The organism is Streptomyces sp. CB02400 (assembly GCF_001905725.1).
Classification (GTDB): domain Bacteria; phylum Actinomycetota; class Actinomycetes; order Streptomycetales; family Streptomycetaceae; genus Streptomyces; species Streptomyces atrovirens.
On record NZ_LIWB01000001.1, the window covers coordinates 84,257 to 99,817 of the forward strand.

Genomic DNA, 15,561 nt, shown 5'->3' on the forward strand with positions numbered 1-15,561 from the left:
CGAGGATCCGCCTTGCACACGACCCCCGCACCCGCCGACCGCCCGAGCTCCCTGGTACCGCACCAGCACCGGAAACTGCCCGACACCGACTGGCTCAGAGGCACCGGCGCCTGCCCCTTGGACCATCCCGACCCGCGCAGGGCGGCCCATGCGGCGGCCACGGAGAACCTTCTGCGCTGCTGGGTACGCGAAACCGGCGTCCGCGCTCCGGGCAGTGACATCCTGTGCCTCCCTCTGCCGGCCAGTGGCACGGCCCTCCTCGTCCCCGTCCTGTACTGGTCCCCCACGGGCTGGCACCGCTTCGGCCTGCCCTATCTGGCCGACGCCCCCGACCCCGCCCCGCCCGTCGACGCCGTCCTGCTCGCCGCCCTCCTCGGCAGGGAGAGCGCCGGCATTCCGGCACCGGCACGGCCGCCGGCCGGCGACGGCACCGATCTGGTCGCGCGGGTCGCCGACTCCGTACGGCGTGCCGCCGCCTTCGTCGGCGAGCGACGGGCGGACACGGCCGACGACCCCGATCTCTTCCTCGCCGCCGAACAGTCACTCGTCCTCGGACATCCGCTGCACCCGGACCCGAAGAGCCGCGAGGGCCTCTCCGACGCCGAGGCACAGCGGTACTCGCCCGAGTCCCGCGGCTCCTTCCCGCTGCACTGGATCGCCGTCGCCCCTTCTCTGCTCGCCGCCGACTCCGCCTGGACCGAGCGCGGACGCTCCGTCACCGCGGCCCGCCTCACCACACGCCTCGCCGGCCCGGGGCTGCCGCTGCCCGACGGCTACGCGGCTCTCCCCGTGCACCCCTGGCAACTGCGCCAGGTCCGCCACCGCCCCGAGACCGCCGCACTGCTGGACGCCGGACTGCTCCGCGACCTCGGCGGCCACGGCGACCCCTGGTACCCCACCTCCTCCGTACGCACCGTCCACCAAACCGACGCCCCGGCCATGCTCAAGCTGTCGCTGGGCCTGCGCATCACCAACTCCCGCCGGGAGAACCTCCGTAAGGAGCTCCACCGAGGGGTCGAGGTCCACCGGCTGCTGCGCACCGGACTGTCCCAGCGGTGGCGGGCCGTGCACCCCGGCTTCGACATCGTCCGGGACCCGGCCTGGATCGCCGTGAACACACCGGCCGGTGACCCCGTGCCCGGCCTCGACGCGGTGATCCGGCACAACCCGTTCCGGCCGCACGACGACGTCGCCTGCGTCGCCGGACTGCTCTCGCCGCGGCCCCGCCCCGGTGGCCGTACGGGATCCCGGCTGGCCGAGATCGTCACCCGCCTCGCCGCTCGCACGGGGCGGCCGTCCGGGGCCGTCGCCGCCGAGTGGTTCCTGCGGTACCTGGAACACGTGGTGCGGCCCGTGCTGTGGCTGGACGGAGAGGCCGGCATCGCCCTGGAGGCGCACCAGCAGAACACCCTGCTTCTGCTGGACCCCGACGGCTGGCCGGTGGGCGGACGTTACCGGGACAACCAGGGCTACTACTTCCGCGCGTCGCGACGCGCGGAACTCGATGCCCGGCTGCCCGGCATCGGCGAGCACAGCGACACCTTCGTCTCCGACGAGGTCACCGACGAACGCTTCGCCTACTACCTGGGCATCAACAACGTCCTCGGTCTCATCGGCGCCTTCGGCTCCCAGCGCCTGGCCGACGAACGGCTGCTGCTCGCCGCCCTCCGCCGGTTCCTCACCGGAGTCTCGTCCGGACCGGCCCGGACGAGCAGCTCGTTGCCCACCCGTCTGCTGGACTCACCCGTCCTGCGCTGCAAGGCGAACCTGCTGACCCGGCTGCACGGCCTCGACGAACTCGTCGGCCCGGTCGACAATCAGTCCGTCTACGTCACCATCGCCAACCCCCTGCACTCATGATGTCCGCCCCCATCGGTGACTGGGGCCCGGCCAGGACTTCCGCAGGCCTGTTCCGGCTGGTCCCCGTCCGTGTCGAACGTGATCTGCTCCTTCTGTCACGGTGGATGAACGACCCCGCCGTCGCCATGTTCTGGGAACTCGCCGGACCGCCGGCCGTGACGGCCGACCATGTGCGGTCCCAGCTCACCGGTGACGGACACAGCGTTCCGTGCCTCGGTGTCCTGGACGGAACACCGATGAGCTACTGGGAGATCTACCGCGCGGATCTCGATCCCCTGGCCCACCACTACCCGGCCCGACCGCACGACACCGGACTCCATGTCCTCATCGGTGCCGTCGGCGACCGGGGGCGGGGCCTCGGCAGCATCCTGCTCAGGACGGTCACCGACCTCGCCCTCGCCAGGAGGCCCGCCTCGCCACGCGTCGTCGCGGAGCCCGACCTTCGCAACATCCCCTCCGTCACCGCCTTCCTCAACGCCGGCTTCTACTTCTCGGCCGAGGTCGATCTGCCCACCAAGCGGGCCGCCCTCATGGTCCGGGACCGCTCCCTGTGCCATCTGATGTAGCGCTCCGTCACCGCGCTCTCGTATGTGGTACACCGCTCACGCCGCCGCGGTTCCCACTCGCGCCGCGGCGATGTCCTGGCCGCGGGCCCCGGAACGATCCGTCCGTCTCACACCCGGGCACGATCCGTCCGTCCCATGCCCGGCACGATCCGTCCGTCCCGCACTCCGGCGACTTCGCACCCCTCACACCGCCCGACAGAGGAGCCCCGTCTTGACCGCGCCCCCAGCCCCCGCCGTGATCGCACGAATGTCAGTGCCGGGTCGTAGGGTGGTCGCGCTATGACGAAGCCCTCACTCCCCGAACTCCTGCACGCCGCCGTCACCGCCGTCGGCGGCACGGAGCGCCCCGGCCAGGTGACCATGGCCGAAGCCGTCGCCGAGGCGATCGACGACAACGCCCATCTGCTGGTCCAGGCCGGTACCGGCACCGGAAAGTCGCTGGGCTACCTGGTGCCCGCGCTCGCGCAGGGGGAGCGGGTGGTGGTGGCGACGGCCACCCTGGCCCTGCAGCGCCAGCTGGTGGAGCGGGACCTGCCGCGCACGGTGGAGTCGCTGCATCCGCTGCTGCGCCGCCGCCCGGAGTTCGCGATGCTCAAGGGCCGCTCCAACTACCTGTGCCTGCACCGGCTGCACGAGGGCGTGCCGCAGGACGAGGAGGAGGGCCTCTTCGACCAGTTCGAGGCGGCCGCGCCCACCAGCAAGCTGGGCCAGGACCTGCTGCGCCTGCGTGACTGGTCCGACGAGACGGAGACCGGCGACCGGGACGACCTCACGCCGGGCGTGTCCGACCGGGCCTGGTCCCAGGTGTCGGTGTCGTCGCGGGAGTGCCTCGGCGCCACGAAGTGCGCTTACGGCGCCGAGTGCTTCGCCGAGACGGCCCGCGAGCGCGCCAAGCTGGCCGAGGTCGTCGTCACCAACCACGCCCTGCTCGCGATCGACGCCATCGAGGGCGCGCCGGTGCTTCCGCAGCACGAGGTGCTGATCGTCGACGAGGCCCACGAGCTGGTCTCCCGGGTCACCGGAGTCGCCACGGGCGAGCTCACCCCCGGGCAGGTCAACCGCGCGGTGCGGCGCGCCGCGAAGCTCGTCAACGAGAAGGCCGCCGACCAGCTCCAGACCGCCGCCGAAGGGTTCGAACGACTGATGGAGCTGGCCCTTCCGGGCCGGCTGGAGGAGATCCCGGAGGACCTCGGCTACGCGCTCATGGCGCTGCGCGACGCCTGCCGCACCGTCATCTCCGCCATCGGCAGCACCCGCGACAAGTCGGTCCAGGACGAGGACGCGGTCCGCAAACAGGCGCTGGCCTCCGTGGAGAGCGTCCACGACGTGGCGGAGCGGATCACGAACGGCTCCGAGTGGGACGTCGTCTGGTACGAGCGGCACGACCGCTTCGGCGCGTCCCTGCGCGTTGCCCCGATGTCCGTCTCGGGCCTGCTGCGCGAGAAGCTCTTCACCGACCGTTCCGTGATCCTGACGTCCGCGACGCTGAAGCTGGGCGGCGACTTCAACGGCGTGGGAGCGTCCCTGGGGCTTGGTCCCGAGGGCGCCGAAGGCGATGACCTCCCGCAGTGGAAGGGCGTCGACGTCGGTTCGCCGTTCGACTACCCCCGACAGGGCATCCTGTACGTCGCGAAGCATCTGGCGCGCCCGGCCCGTGACGGTGACCGCGGGGACATGCTGGACGAGCTCACCGAGCTGATCCAGGCGGCGGGCGGCCGCACCCTGGGGCTGTTCTCCTCGATGCGGGCCGCTCAGCTCGCCGCCGAGGAGCTGCGCTCCCGCATCCCGGAGTTCCCGATCTTCCTCCAGGGCGAGGAGACGCTCGGCGAACTGATCAAGAACTTCGCGGCCGACCCGAAGACCTGCCTCTTCGGCACGCTGTCGCTGTGGCAGGGGGTCGACGTACCGGGTCCGAGCTGCCAGCTAGTGGTCATGGACAAGATTCCCTTCCCGCGTCCGGACGACCCCTTGATGAGCGCCCGCCAGAAGGCCGTGGAGGAGGCCGGTGGCAACGGCTTCATGGCGGTCGCCGCCACCCACGCGGCGCTGCTGATGGCGCAGGGCGCCGGCCGTCTCGTACGCGCCTCGGGCGACCGGGGCGTGGTGGCCGTACTGGACCAGCGGCTGGCCACTGCCCGGTACGGCAGCTATCTGAAGGCTTCGCTGCCCGACTTCTGGTACACCACGGACCGCAACCAGGTCAGGAAGTCGCTGGCCGCGATCGACGCGGCGGCACAAGGGGCGGAGGCCGGGACGGCGGCGCAGTGAGGGAGGTGGCGTGCCGCGGCACGCCACCGACCGGCGGCAGCAGCCGCAGTCGGGTCCGTCCGGACAGCACAGGACCCCGGAACCGGCGCAGGGGTCCCGGGGCCCGGTCAGGGGGCGGGGCGGCGCTCCGGGCCGGCCCCGCGCCGTGTTCAGACGCGCCGCAGAACGGCCACCACCTTGCCCAGAATGGTCGCGTCGTCACCCGGGATGGGCTCGTAGGCCGCGTTGTGCGGGAGCAGCCAGACATGGCCGTCCTCCCGCTTGAAGCGCTTGACGGTCGCCTCGCCGTCGAGCATGGCCGCGACGATGTCCCCGTTCTCGGCGACCGGCTGGCGGCGGACCGTCACCCAGTCGCCGTCACAGATCGCGGCCTCGATCATGGAGTCACCCACGACCTTCAGCACGAACAGCTCACCGTCACCGACGAGCTGCCGGGGCAGGGGGAAGACGTCCTCGACGGACTCCTCGGCGAGGATCGGGCCACCGGCGGCGATACGGCCGACCAGCGGTACGTAGGACGCGGCCGGCTTGCCGGCGGTGTCCGTGGGCTGCACGGAGGCGGCCTGGTCGGAGCCCCGCACCTCGTAGGCGCGCGGGCGGTGCGGGTCGCGGCGCAGGAAGCCCTTGCGCTCCAGGGCCATCAGTTGGTGGGCCACGGAGGAGGTGCTGGAGAGACCGACCGCCTGGCCGATCTCGCGCATCGACGGCGGGTAGCCGCGACGCTGCACCGAGTCCCTGATGACCTCGATCACCCGGCGCTGGCGGTCGGTGAGTCCTGAGCTGTCCGCCCGGATGCCGGGAGGTCGGCCCGGCAGGGAGCGCTTGTGCCCCTCGGGATTCGTGGCTTCGTTCATCGCGTGCACCGGCTCGATCCGGCCCTGGGGGCGGTCCTGGGCAGTGATGGCGGCACTGTCTGCGGTGGTGGTCACGTCGGCCCCTCTCGATGGTCTCCCTGCAGCACAACGGTAGTTGCTTTCGAAAGGTTGCGCCAAACACACGTTCGAGTGAAAAATCGCGAATTGCTGTACGCGATCTCTCATCGAGGTGTATTGGTCGCCACGCTTCCTGCCGGACAAACGGGCCAATTGTTGTACCCTTCACCGCCGGGGCGATGACCTCGCGGCCGTGGTCCTCAGTCTGCCACCGGGCGCCCCGTGGAGCGTGAAGCGGCCCCCGCTCTCTCCGGGAGCCGCACGCCTCCTCCCCGCCTCCGGCACGGCACCCCCCTCATCGCGCGGCGTCCGGCGTGTCCTGCCCACCCTGACGTGCGCGACACGCGTGCACGGTGTGGATGTATGAGCCAATCCCCACATCTAGTGGTTGGATTGCGGCAGCAGCCCAGAAGTTGTGGTCCCCCGGGTCTTCGGGCCCTCCGCGATCGCCTATGCTGGTGCTGCTTCGTGAGGCCCAAGAGGCCTCGTGAGGCCATCGAGTCTGCTGTGAGGAGGGTTGGGAGTTCATGCACTGCCCCTTCTGCAGGCACCCCGACAGCCGTGTCGTCGACAGCCGTACGACCGACGACGGCACGTCGATCCGCAGGCGCCGCCAGTGTCCGGACTGCTCCCGTCGTTTCACGACCGTGGAGACGTGTTCGCTCATGGTGGTCAAGCGGTCCGGAGTCACCGAGCCCTTCAGTCGCACCAAGGTCATCAACGGTGTGCGCAAGGCGTGCCAGGGGCGGCCCGTCACCGAGGACGCCCTCGCCCAGCTCGGGCAGCGTGTCGAGGAGGCGGTGCGGGCCACCGGAAGCGCCGAGCTGACCACCCACGACGTGGGGCTGGCCATCCTCGGCCCGTTGCAGGAACTCGACCTCGTCGCCTACCTGCGGTTCGCGTCCGTCTACCGGGCGTTCGACTCGCTGGAGGACTTCGAGGCCGCGATCGCGGAACTCAGGCGGGCGGAGCGGCCCGCCGCGGGCGACGGGGACGGCGAGGGAGCCGCCCCGGGAGGCCGGGAAGACGACAGCGGGTCCGGCGGGACCGTCCAGGTCCCCGAACCCGCTCCCGCCGCCGACTGACCGGTGGGCCGGCCCCGCGCGGCAGACGCGGGGACCGGCCGGGCGGCGGCGATGAGAAGACCTGTTGCGGGCAGACGAGCATGCGCCCGCAGCACCAGACAGAACACCGTGCCACGGGAACAAACGGGGCACTTCAGGGCGTTTTTGCCCGTACAGGGAGGCGGCATGACAGAGACGGCGAGCGGTCCGGCACGGAGTCCCCGAGCCAAGAGCAACAAGGCCGGCAAGGGACTGCGTGTCGAGCGCATCCACACCACTCCCGGAGTCCACCCGTACGACGAGGTGGCCTGGGAGCGCCGTGACGTCGTCATGACCAACTGGCGCGACGGCTCGGTCAACTTCGAGCAGCGCGGCGTCGAGTTCCCCGACTTCTGGTCGGTGAACGCGGTCAACATCGTCACCAGCAAGTACTTCCGGGGCGCCGTGGGCACCCCGCAGCGCGAGACCAGCCTCAAGCAGCTGATCGACCGCATCGTGAAGACGTACCGGAAGGCCGGTGAGGACCACAAGTACTTCGCCTCGCCCGCCGACGCCGAGATCTTCGAGCACGAGCTGGCGTACGCCCTCCTGCACCAGATCTTCAGCTTCAACAGCCCCGTGTGGTTCAACGTGGGCACGCCCCAGCCGCAGCAGGTCTCCGCCTGCTTCATCCTGTCCGTCGACGACTCCATGGAGTCGATCCTCGACTGGTACAAGGAAGAGGGCATGATCTTCAAGGGCGGCTCCGGCGCCGGCCTGAACCTCTCCCGGATCCGCTCCTCCAAGGAACTGCTGTCCTCCGGCGGCAACGCCTCCGGCCCGGTCTCCTTCATGCGCGGAGCCGACGCCTCCGCCGGAACGATCAAGTCCGGTGGCGCCACCCGCCGCGCGGCCAAGATGGTCGTCCTCGACGTGGACCACCCGGACATCGAGGACTTCATCGAGACCAAGGTCAAGGAAGAGGAGAAGATCCGCGTCCTGCGCGACGCGGGCTTCGACATGGACCTGGGCGGCGACGACATCGCCTCCGTCCAGTACCAGAACGCCAACAACTCGGTCCGCGTCAACGACGAGTTCATGCAGGCGGTCGAGCAGGGCGGCAAGTTCGGCCTGCGTGCCCGGATGACCGGCGAGGTCATCGAGGAGGTCGACGCCAAGGCGCTCTTCCGCAGGCTCGCCGAGGCCGCCTGGGCCTGCGCGGACCCGGGCATCCAGTACGACGGCGTCATCAACAACTGGCACACCTGCCCCGAGTCCGGCCGGATCACCGCGTCGAACCCGTGCAGCGAGTACATGCACCTGGACAACACGTCCTGCAACCTGGCCTCGCTGAACCTGATGAAGTTCCTCAAGGACGACGGCCAGGGCAACCAGTCGTTCGAGACCGAGCGCTTCCAGAAGGTCGTCGAGCTGGTCATCACCGCGATGGACATCTCGATCTGCTTCGCGGACTTCCCGACCCAGAAGATCGGCGAGAACACCCGCGCCTTCCGCCAGCTCGGCATCGGCTACGCCAACCTCGGCGCCCTGCTGATGGCGACCGGCCACGCCTACGACTCCGACGGCGGCCGCGCCCTCGCCGGCGCCATCACCTCCCTGATGACGGGTACGGCGTACCGCCGCTCCGCCGAACTCGCCGCGATCGTCGGCCCGTACGACGGCTACGCCCGCAACGCCGACGCCCACCAGCGCGTCATGAAGCAGCACGCCGACGCCAACGGCACGGCCGTGCGCATGGACGACCTGGACACCCCGGTGTGGGCCGCCGCCACCGAGGCCTGGCAGGACGTGGTCCGCGTCGGCGAGAAGAACGGCTTCCGCAACGCCCAGGCGTCCGTGCTCGCCCCGACCGGCACCATCGGTCTGGCGATGTCCTGCGACACCACCGGTGTCGAGCCCGACCTGGCGCTGGTGAAGTTCAAGAAGCTGGTCGGCGGCGGCTCGATGCAGATCGTCAACGGCACCGTCCCGCAGGCCCTGCGCCGCCTGGGCTACCAGGAGGAGCAGATCGAGGCGATCGTCGCCCACATCGCCGAGAACGGCAATGTGATCGACGCCCCCGGTCTCAAGCAGGAGCACTACGAGGTGTTCGACTGCGCCATGGGCGAGCGCGCCATCTCCCCGATGGGCCACGTCCGCATGATGGCCGCGATCCAGCCCTGGATCTCCGGCGCCATCTCCAAGACGGTCAACATGCCGGAGACGGCGACCGTCGAGGAGGTCGAGGAGATCTACTTCGAGGCCTGGAAGCTCGGCGTCAAGGCGCTCGCCATCTACCGCGACAACTGCAAGGTCGGCCAGCCGCTCTCCGCGAAGACCAAGGAGAAGGAGAAGGCCGAGGTCACCGAGAAGGCCGAGGAGACGATCCGGGCCGCGGTCGAGAAGGTCGTCGAGTACCGCCCGGTCCGCAAGCGCCTCCCGAAGGGCCGCCCCGGCATCACCACCTCCTTCACGGTCGGCGGCGCCGAGGGCTACATGACCGCCAACTCCTACCCGGACGACGGTCTCGGCGAGGTCTTCCTGAAGATGTCGAAGCAGGGTTCCACGCTCGCGGGCATGATGGACGCCTTCTCCATCGCCGTCTCGGTGGGTCTCCAGTACGGCGTGCCACTGGAGACGTACGTCTCGAAGTTCACCAACATGCGCTTCGAGCCGGCCGGCATGACGGACGACCCGGACGTGCGGATGGCGCAGTCGATCGTCGACTACATCTTCCGCCGCCTGGCGCTGGACTTCCTGCCCTTCGAGACGCGCTCCGCGCTCGGCATCCACTCCGCCGAGGAGCGTCAGCGTCACCTGGAGACCGGTTCGTACGAGCCGTCCGACGACGAGCTCGACGTCGAGGGCCTGGCCCAGTCGGCGCCGCGCGCCCAGGAGCTGAAGGCGGTGGCCACGCCGAAGGCCGAGGCCGAGGCGGCCAAGCCGGCCCCGAAGCAGGCCCACACCAGCGCCGAGCTGGTCGAGATGCAGCTGGGCATCCAGGCGGACGCCCCGCTGTGCTTCTCCTGCGGTACGAAGATGCAGCGCGCCGGTTCCTGCTACATCTGCGAGGGCTGCGGCTCGACCAGCGGTTGCAGCTGACGCGGCCGGCACGCCCGGGCGCTGCCCGGGTGTGAGGAACGGCTGAGGGCGGTGGTGCCGGTGTTCCGGCGCCACCGCCCTCGGTGCTTTCGCGGGTCAGGCCCGGCGCGACGTCCCCATCGCACGGGTGAAGTCCGCCGGATCGCCCTCGAACCCCTGGACACCGGGGCGGAACTCCCAGGCTCCCGACCCGTCCCGGACGAACTCCGCGACCGTCGCCGCCGTGGCCCCGAGGACACCGCCGAAGTCGTCCTCGGCCAGCACGGTGTAGCCCTCGCGGACGCGCAGACCGGGGTTGCCCACCCCGGAGAACGTCCGCCGCCCCTGGTGCTGTTGTATGACGACGCCGACCACCACGCGCGCGTACCGCTGGTCGAGCCGGTCCAGCTCCAGCGTCATGACCTCGTCGTAGCCGAAGCCCTGGCCGTCCTTGCTGTCCCGGTTGAGCGTGATGGTGCCGTCGGGGGAACGACTGTCGAAGTGCACCACGTAGGCGGGAGCGCCGTGCGGCTCGCCCGCCGGATAGGGCGCGGCGACGAGATCCAGGTCGGTGGAGGGCTGCCCCGACGGACTCGGGTCCCACCTCAGCGCGATCTCGACCTTGCGGATGCCCTTGTTGAGGCCGTTCACCAGTCTTCCCCTTCCCCGTGACCGTCCTGCCCGCTCACCCCGATCGCCGGGAGTTCCCGGCAGGTTGCCCATCCTGCCACGCGTGTGGCGGCGGACGGTGGTAAGCAGTCACTCCGAGGGTGACCGGCGCCACGCTCCCTGGCCTTACGATGGCGCGGTGCTGGTCAAGTGGATTCGCTGCACCGTGGTGGACCGCCGCGGGTTCGAGCGGGGGCAGCGGAAGTGGGCGGGGCTTCTGGGGGAGCCGGGGTTTCGCGGGCAGGGCGGAGGCTGGAGCCGGGGGCGGCCGGACGTGGCGCACATCTTCTCCTTCTGGGAGAGCCGTGCCTTCTACGACTCGTTCATGGCCCGCTCCCACGACCGGCTCGCCTCGGCCCAGTCGGGCACGTTCAAGGACGCCCAGGTCAGGCTCTTCGACCACCGCTTCGACGTGAAGACCGGCTTCGAACCGCGTTTCACGGACGCCGACCTGCTCAGGGTGGCACTGTGCCGCGTGCACGAGGAGCGGTCGGAGCACTTCGTGCTGATGCAGGAGAAGGTCTGGAACCCGGCCATGGCCGGCTCGCCCGGCATGGTCCGGGGCCTGTTCGGAGAGGCGCCCGGGCACGAGTTCCTGGTGCTGTCGATGTGGCGGTCGGCCGCCGAGCACGGCAAGTACCGCACCGAGCGGGTGGAGCGCCTCGCCCTGCGGGCACAGACGGAGGCCGACGTCGCGGCCCTCGCGGGGGACATCGTGGAGATGGAATCGGCCTGGACGGTCTGATCTCCGGACGCGGAACGGTGTGCGCCGGCGTGACGCGGGGTGCGGGACATGTGTGACCTATGCCGTATGGGGCCCGCACGGGTGCTCGTCCGGCCGTCACCCGATCTAGGGTTTTGGCATGGCACGACCACGGCGCATCGTCCTTGTCCGACACGGCGAATCAACGGGCAATGTTGATGACTCCGTCTATGAGCGCGAACCCGATCACGCCCTGGCCCTGACCGGGCGGGGCAGACTGCAGGCGGAGGAGACGGGTGAGCGGTTGCGGGAACTCTTCGGCCGTGAGCGCGTCAGCGTCTACGTCTCCCCCTACCGCCGCACGCACCAGACGCTGAGCGCCTTCCGGCTCGACCCGGGGCGGATACGCGTGCGGGAGGAGCCGAGGCTGCGCGAGCAGGACTGGGGCAACTGGCAGGACCGTGAGGACGTGCGTCTGCAGAAGGCCTACCGGGACGCCTACGGGCACTTCTTCTACCGGTTCGCCCAGGGGGAGTCCGGAGCCGACGTCTACGACCGGGTCGGCGGCTTCCTGGAGAGCCTGTTCCGCAGCTTCGAGGCCCCCGACCACCCCCCGAACGTCCTGATCGTCACCCACGGTCTGGCCATGCGGCTGTTCTGCATGCGGTGGTTCCACTGGACCGTGGCGGAGTTCGAGTCGCTGTCGAACCCGGGGAACGCCGAGATGCGCGTGCTCGTTCTGGGGGAGAACGGCAAGTACACCCTCGACCGGCCCTTCGGGCGCTGGCGGGATCCGGAACCCTACGGGATCACCGGATAGACAGAGGGTCACCGGATAGAGTGGCAGGGCGATGACCGCTGATTCCTCTCCCGCCGGGCGCCTGGACCGCGCCCTGGCCAGCCTGCGCGGCGTGTCCGTGGGGGACGCGCTCGGCTCCCAGTTCTTCGTGCCGGTGAACTATCCGCTGCTCAAGCGCCGCGAACTGCCCCCGGCGCCCTGGCAGTGGACGGACGACACGGAGATGGCGTGCTCCGTCGTCTCCGTCCTGGCCACGCACCACCGGATCGACCAGGACGCCCTCGCGCGGTCCTTCGCCACGCATCACGACTTCGACCGGGGCTACGGGCCCGCGGTCAACCGGCTGCTGCGGCTGGTCCGCGAGGGCGGCGACTGGCGGGAACTCGCCGCCGCGCTCTTCAACGGGCAGGGGTCGTGGGGCAACGGCGCCGCGATGCGGATCGCGCCGTTGGGCGCCTGGTACGCGGACGATCCGGAACAGGCCACCCATCAGGCCGAGATCTCCGCCTACCCCACGCACCAGCACCGTGAGGCCGTGGTCGGTGCCATGGCCGTCGCGGCGGCGGCCGCGCTGGTCGCCGCGCCCGGCGGGCCGCCCGGCTCGGAAGCCCTCCTCGACGGGGTGATCGCGCTGGTGCCCGCGAGGAGCGCGGTCGGCGCGGGGCTGCGCCGGGCCCGGGACATGCTCGACTACGCGGACGCGGCCACCGTCGCGGCCGTGCTCGGCTGCGGACGGCGTACGACGGCGCATGACACCGTGCCCTTCGCGCTCTGGTCGGCGGCCCGGACCCTGGGCGACTACGAGCGGGCGTTCTGGACGACCGCGCAGGTGGGCGGGGACGTCGACACGACCTGTGCGATCGTGGGCGGTGTGGTCGCCGCCGAGAAGGCGGGGGCACCGCCCGCCGAGTGGGCCGACCGGGTCGAACCCCTGCCGGACTGGATGCGGACCGCGGTCTGAGGGCGGGAACCGGACGCCGCCTCGGTCCGGGGGCGGAGTTCAGAACTCTCTGTGCGTCCCGGGAACTCTCCGTGACCGGTCGTCCGTTGTCGAGACATCCGCTGTGTGAGGCATGTGGGGCCTGACACGTGTAGACGGGTCCGTCGTGCGGGAGCGGTGTGGGGGAGGGGCCGTGGTGGTGATCGTGAAGGCGTTGCTCGGGGTTCTGCTCGTCCTGATGGGGACGGGCCGACGGGGCGTTCGCCGACCGAGTCCGAAGACGTCGGCCGGCGAGGCGCCGGGCCGGACCCGTGGTGTTCCCTTCTCAGCCCATGCCCGGTCCGGCCGAGCCGGACAGCGCCTCCAGGTCGCTCTTGCGGACCCGGATGACGAACCACGCGGTGGCCAGGGCGAGTACGGCCATCGCGGCAGCCGGGACGAAGGCCGTGGAGATGCCCTCGGTGAGCACCTCGTGGCCCCAGGGAGCGGGCAGTTGCTGCGTCTGGGCGAACTCCGCCTTCTGCTGCGCCGTCCCTTCCGCGAGGAAGCCCGGGATCTGCTTCTCCGCCTCGTCCTTGCTGGCGGTGCCGAACACCGTCGTCAGGAGGGCCAGTCCCACCGATCCGCCCACCTGCTGGGTGGCGTTGAGCAGTCCGGACGCGGCGCCGGCCTCGTGCTGGGCCACTCCGGAGACCGCGGTGAGCGTCAGCGTCACGAAGTTCAGTCCCATGCCGAAGCCGAAGATCAGCATGGGACCGAGGATGCCGCCGACATACGAGCTGTCGGAGCTGATCAGCGTCTGCCAGGCCAGCCCGATCGCGGCGAGCGCCGACCCGACGAGCATGAACGGCTTGGGGCCGAACACGGGAAGGAACCGCTGCGACAGGCCGGCCCCGAGCGCGATCACGACCGTCACCGGCAGGAAGGCGAGACCGGCTTCGATCGGGCTGTAGCCGAGCACGTTCTGCACGAAGAGGACGATGTAGAAGAACATGCCGAACATCGCCGCGGCCAGGCTGAGCATGATCACATACGTGCCCGCGCGGTTGCGGTCGGTGAACATCCGCAGCGGGGTGATCGGTTCCTTGGCCCGGGACTCGATCAGCGCGAAGGCCACCAGCAGGACCGCGGCGGCCGCGAAGGAGCCGACGGTCAGCCCGTCCCGCCAGCCTTCCTCCGCCGCGCGGATGAAGCCGTAGACGAGAGAGGCCATACCGGCCGTCGAGGTCACCGCGCCCGCTATGTCGAAACGGCCGGTGTGCCGCTCGGACTCGTTGATGTACATCGGTGTGAGTACGACGATCAGCAGGCCGATCGGCACGTTGACGAAGAGCACCCACCGCCAGTCGAGCCACTCGGTGAGCATGCCGCCCGCGAGCAGGCCGATGGCGCCGCCGCCCGCGGAGACCGCGGCGAAGATGCCGAAGGCGCGATTGCGCTCGGGTCCTTCCGGGAACGTGGTGGTGATGAGCGCCAGCGAGGTGGGCGAGGCGATGGCGCCGCCCACGCCCTGCAGGACGCGCGCGGCCAGCAACTGCCACGGCTCCTGGGCGAACCCGCCGAGCAGCGAGGCGAGGGTGAACAGCAGGATGCCGGTCATGAAGACACGGCGGCGGCCGAGGATGTCGCCGGCCCGGCCGCCGAGCAGCAGCAGGCCGCCGAAGGTCAGGGTGTAGGCGCTGATCACCCAGGTGAGGTCGGTGGTGCTGAACTCGAGAGCGTTCTGGATGTGCGGCAGCGCGATGTTCACAATCGTCGAGTCGAGTACCACCATGAGTTGGCAGGCCGCGATGACGGTGAGCGCGATGCCGGGACGCCCGTCCCGGCGGGCCGCACCTGGCTTCTTGGTCTGAGTCAAAGGAGAGGTTGTCACTATGGGTCCCCCACGAGTGCGTCAGTGAACGCTCGCGTTCACTGTTGCGCCAACGGTATGAGTCCCCGACAGTGAACGCAAGCGTTCACTGAATGTGTTGTCGCTCGGCGTGTCCCCCTCAGTCGCCGCGCGGCGCGCGCTTCATCCCCGAATGTCCGCTTCCTCTGCTCGTTGGAGAGAGTCAGATGGTTTCTTCGAGCTGGGTGGCCGCCCAGGATCGGACGGCCGCCTCCCGCCGCCGCGGTGCCGTGCTGGAACGCGCGATCCTCGATGCCGCCCTGGAACAGCTCAGTACGGTCGGCTGGAACGGCCTGACGATGGAGGGCGTCGCCGCGGGCGCCCAGACCGGAAAGGCCGCCGTCTACCGGCGCTGGCCGTCCAAGGAGGATCTGGTCGCGGACGCGCTGCGGGCCGGACTGCCGCAGTTCGACGAGGCGCCGGACCTGGGCGGCGTGCGCGAGGATCTGCTGGACCTGTGCCTGAGGGCACGCGACGCGATGTTCTCCCGGCCGGGATGCGCTCTGCGTTCGGTGATTCACGAATGTGACACGCTCCAGGCCGAGCGCTTCCACGCCGTCATCTTCGAAGGGGTCGTGGAACCCACCATCAAGATGCTGCGCGCCGTGATCGAGCGTGGAATAGAGCGGGGAGAGGTGCGTGCCGACGCGGCGAACGGATATGTCTTCGACGCCATCCCGGCGATGATGATGTATCGCTCGAAGATGTGCGGCAGCGAATGGTCGGACGTCGATCTGGAGGAGATGATCGACCAGTTGATGGTTCCGCTGCTGCGGCCGACCGGCTCCTGACCGCGGTTTCCCCGAGTC

Annotated in this window: 12 protein-coding genes; 9 read left to right on the forward strand and 3 right to left on the reverse strand. The window is 70.3% G+C overall.

Going from position 1 to position 15,561, the window contains the following annotated elements; all coding sequences use genetic code 11:
- The first annotated feature begins 12 nt into the window (after nucleotides 1–12).
- From AMK33_RS00355 to AMK33_RS00365, 3 genes are all read left to right on the forward strand, one after another.
- Nucleotides 13–1,860, forward strand: a complete 1,848-nt coding sequence (locus tag AMK33_RS00355; RefSeq protein WP_107424979.1) for an IucA/IucC family protein — start codon at nucleotides 13–15, stop codon at nucleotides 1,858–1,860.
- A complete protein-coding gene (locus AMK33_RS00360) occupies nucleotides 1,755–2,426 on the forward strand; it encodes a GNAT family N-acetyltransferase (RefSeq protein ID WP_073931451.1) in 672 nt (223 codons plus the stop codon). The genes AMK33_RS00355 and AMK33_RS00360 overlap by 106 nt, the downstream gene beginning before the upstream one ends.
- 279 nt (nucleotides 2,427–2,705) lie before the next feature.
- Nucleotides 2,706–4,694 (forward strand): ATP-dependent DNA helicase, encoded by a 1,989-nt coding sequence (locus AMK33_RS00365; protein ID WP_073930643.1) that lies wholly within the window; start codon nucleotides 2,706–2,708, stop codon nucleotides 4,692–4,694.
- A 149-nt stretch (nucleotides 4,695–4,843) separates the two neighbouring features.
- Here AMK33_RS00365 and lexA read toward each other — a convergent pair whose 3' ends face one another.
- Nucleotides 4,844–5,623, reverse strand: a complete 780-nt coding sequence (lexA, locus tag AMK33_RS00370; RefSeq protein ID WP_030227721.1) for a transcriptional repressor LexA — start codon at nucleotides 5,621–5,623, stop codon at nucleotides 4,844–4,846.
- Between the two features lie 530 nt (nucleotides 5,624–6,153).
- On the opposite strand from lexA, the gene nrdR reads away from it, so the two are divergent.
- Nucleotides 6,154–6,711 carry a transcriptional regulator NrdR gene (nrdR, locus tag AMK33_RS00375; RefSeq protein WP_073930644.1) on the forward strand — a complete coding sequence of 186 codons (558 nt, stop codon included), beginning with the start codon at nucleotides 6,154–6,156 and terminating at the stop codon, nucleotides 6,709–6,711.
- A 165-nt stretch (nucleotides 6,712–6,876) separates the two neighbouring features.
- Nucleotides 6,877–9,771: a vitamin B12-dependent ribonucleotide reductase gene (locus AMK33_RS00380; RefSeq protein WP_073930645.1), complete on the forward strand. Its 2,895-nt coding sequence runs from the start codon at nucleotides 6,877–6,879 to the stop codon at nucleotides 9,769–9,771.
- 96 nt (nucleotides 9,772–9,867) lie between these two features.
- On the opposite strand, the gene AMK33_RS00385 is transcribed toward AMK33_RS00380, so the two are convergent.
- A complete protein-coding gene (locus AMK33_RS00385) occupies nucleotides 9,868–10,401 on the reverse strand; it encodes a TerD family protein (protein ID WP_073930646.1) in 534 nt (177 codons plus the stop codon).
- Between the two features lie 157 nt (nucleotides 10,402–10,558).
- Between AMK33_RS00385 and AMK33_RS00390 the strand changes: the two genes are divergently transcribed.
- The 3 genes from AMK33_RS00390 to AMK33_RS00400 all read left to right on the forward strand — a co-directional run bounded on the left by AMK33_RS00390 (nucleotide 10,559) and on the right by AMK33_RS00400 (nucleotide 12,882).
- A complete protein-coding gene (locus AMK33_RS00390; protein WP_073930647.1) occupies nucleotides 10,559–11,164 on the forward strand; it encodes a YdbC family protein in 606 nt (201 codons plus the stop codon).
- Nucleotides 11,165–11,282: 118 nt separating this feature from the next.
- Nucleotides 11,283–11,942 (forward strand): histidine phosphatase family protein, encoded by a 660-nt coding sequence (locus tag AMK33_RS00395; RefSeq protein ID WP_073930648.1) that lies wholly within the window; start codon nucleotides 11,283–11,285, stop codon nucleotides 11,940–11,942.
- A 31-nt stretch (nucleotides 11,943–11,973) separates the two neighbouring features.
- Complete coding sequence (locus AMK33_RS00400; RefSeq protein ID WP_073930649.1) at nucleotides 11,974–12,882, forward strand: ADP-ribosylglycohydrolase family protein; 909 nt, start codon at nucleotides 11,974–11,976, stop codon at nucleotides 12,880–12,882.
- 304 nt (nucleotides 12,883–13,186) lie between these two features.
- On the opposite strand, the gene AMK33_RS00405 is transcribed toward AMK33_RS00400, so the two are convergent.
- The gene (locus AMK33_RS00405) at nucleotides 13,187–14,734 is read right to left on the reverse strand and encodes an MFS transporter (protein ID WP_073930650.1); all 1,548 of its coding nucleotides are present in this window, start codon (nucleotides 14,732–14,734) and stop codon (nucleotides 13,187–13,189) included.
- 185 nt (nucleotides 14,735–14,919) lie between these two features.
- Here AMK33_RS00405 and AMK33_RS00410 point away from each other — a divergent pair, with 185 nt between their 5' ends.
- The gene (locus AMK33_RS00410) at nucleotides 14,920–15,543 is read left to right on the forward strand and encodes a TetR/AcrR family transcriptional regulator (RefSeq protein WP_073930651.1); all 624 of its coding nucleotides are present in this window, start codon (nucleotides 14,920–14,922) and stop codon (nucleotides 15,541–15,543) included.
- Nucleotides 15,544–15,561 lie beyond the last annotated feature (18 nt).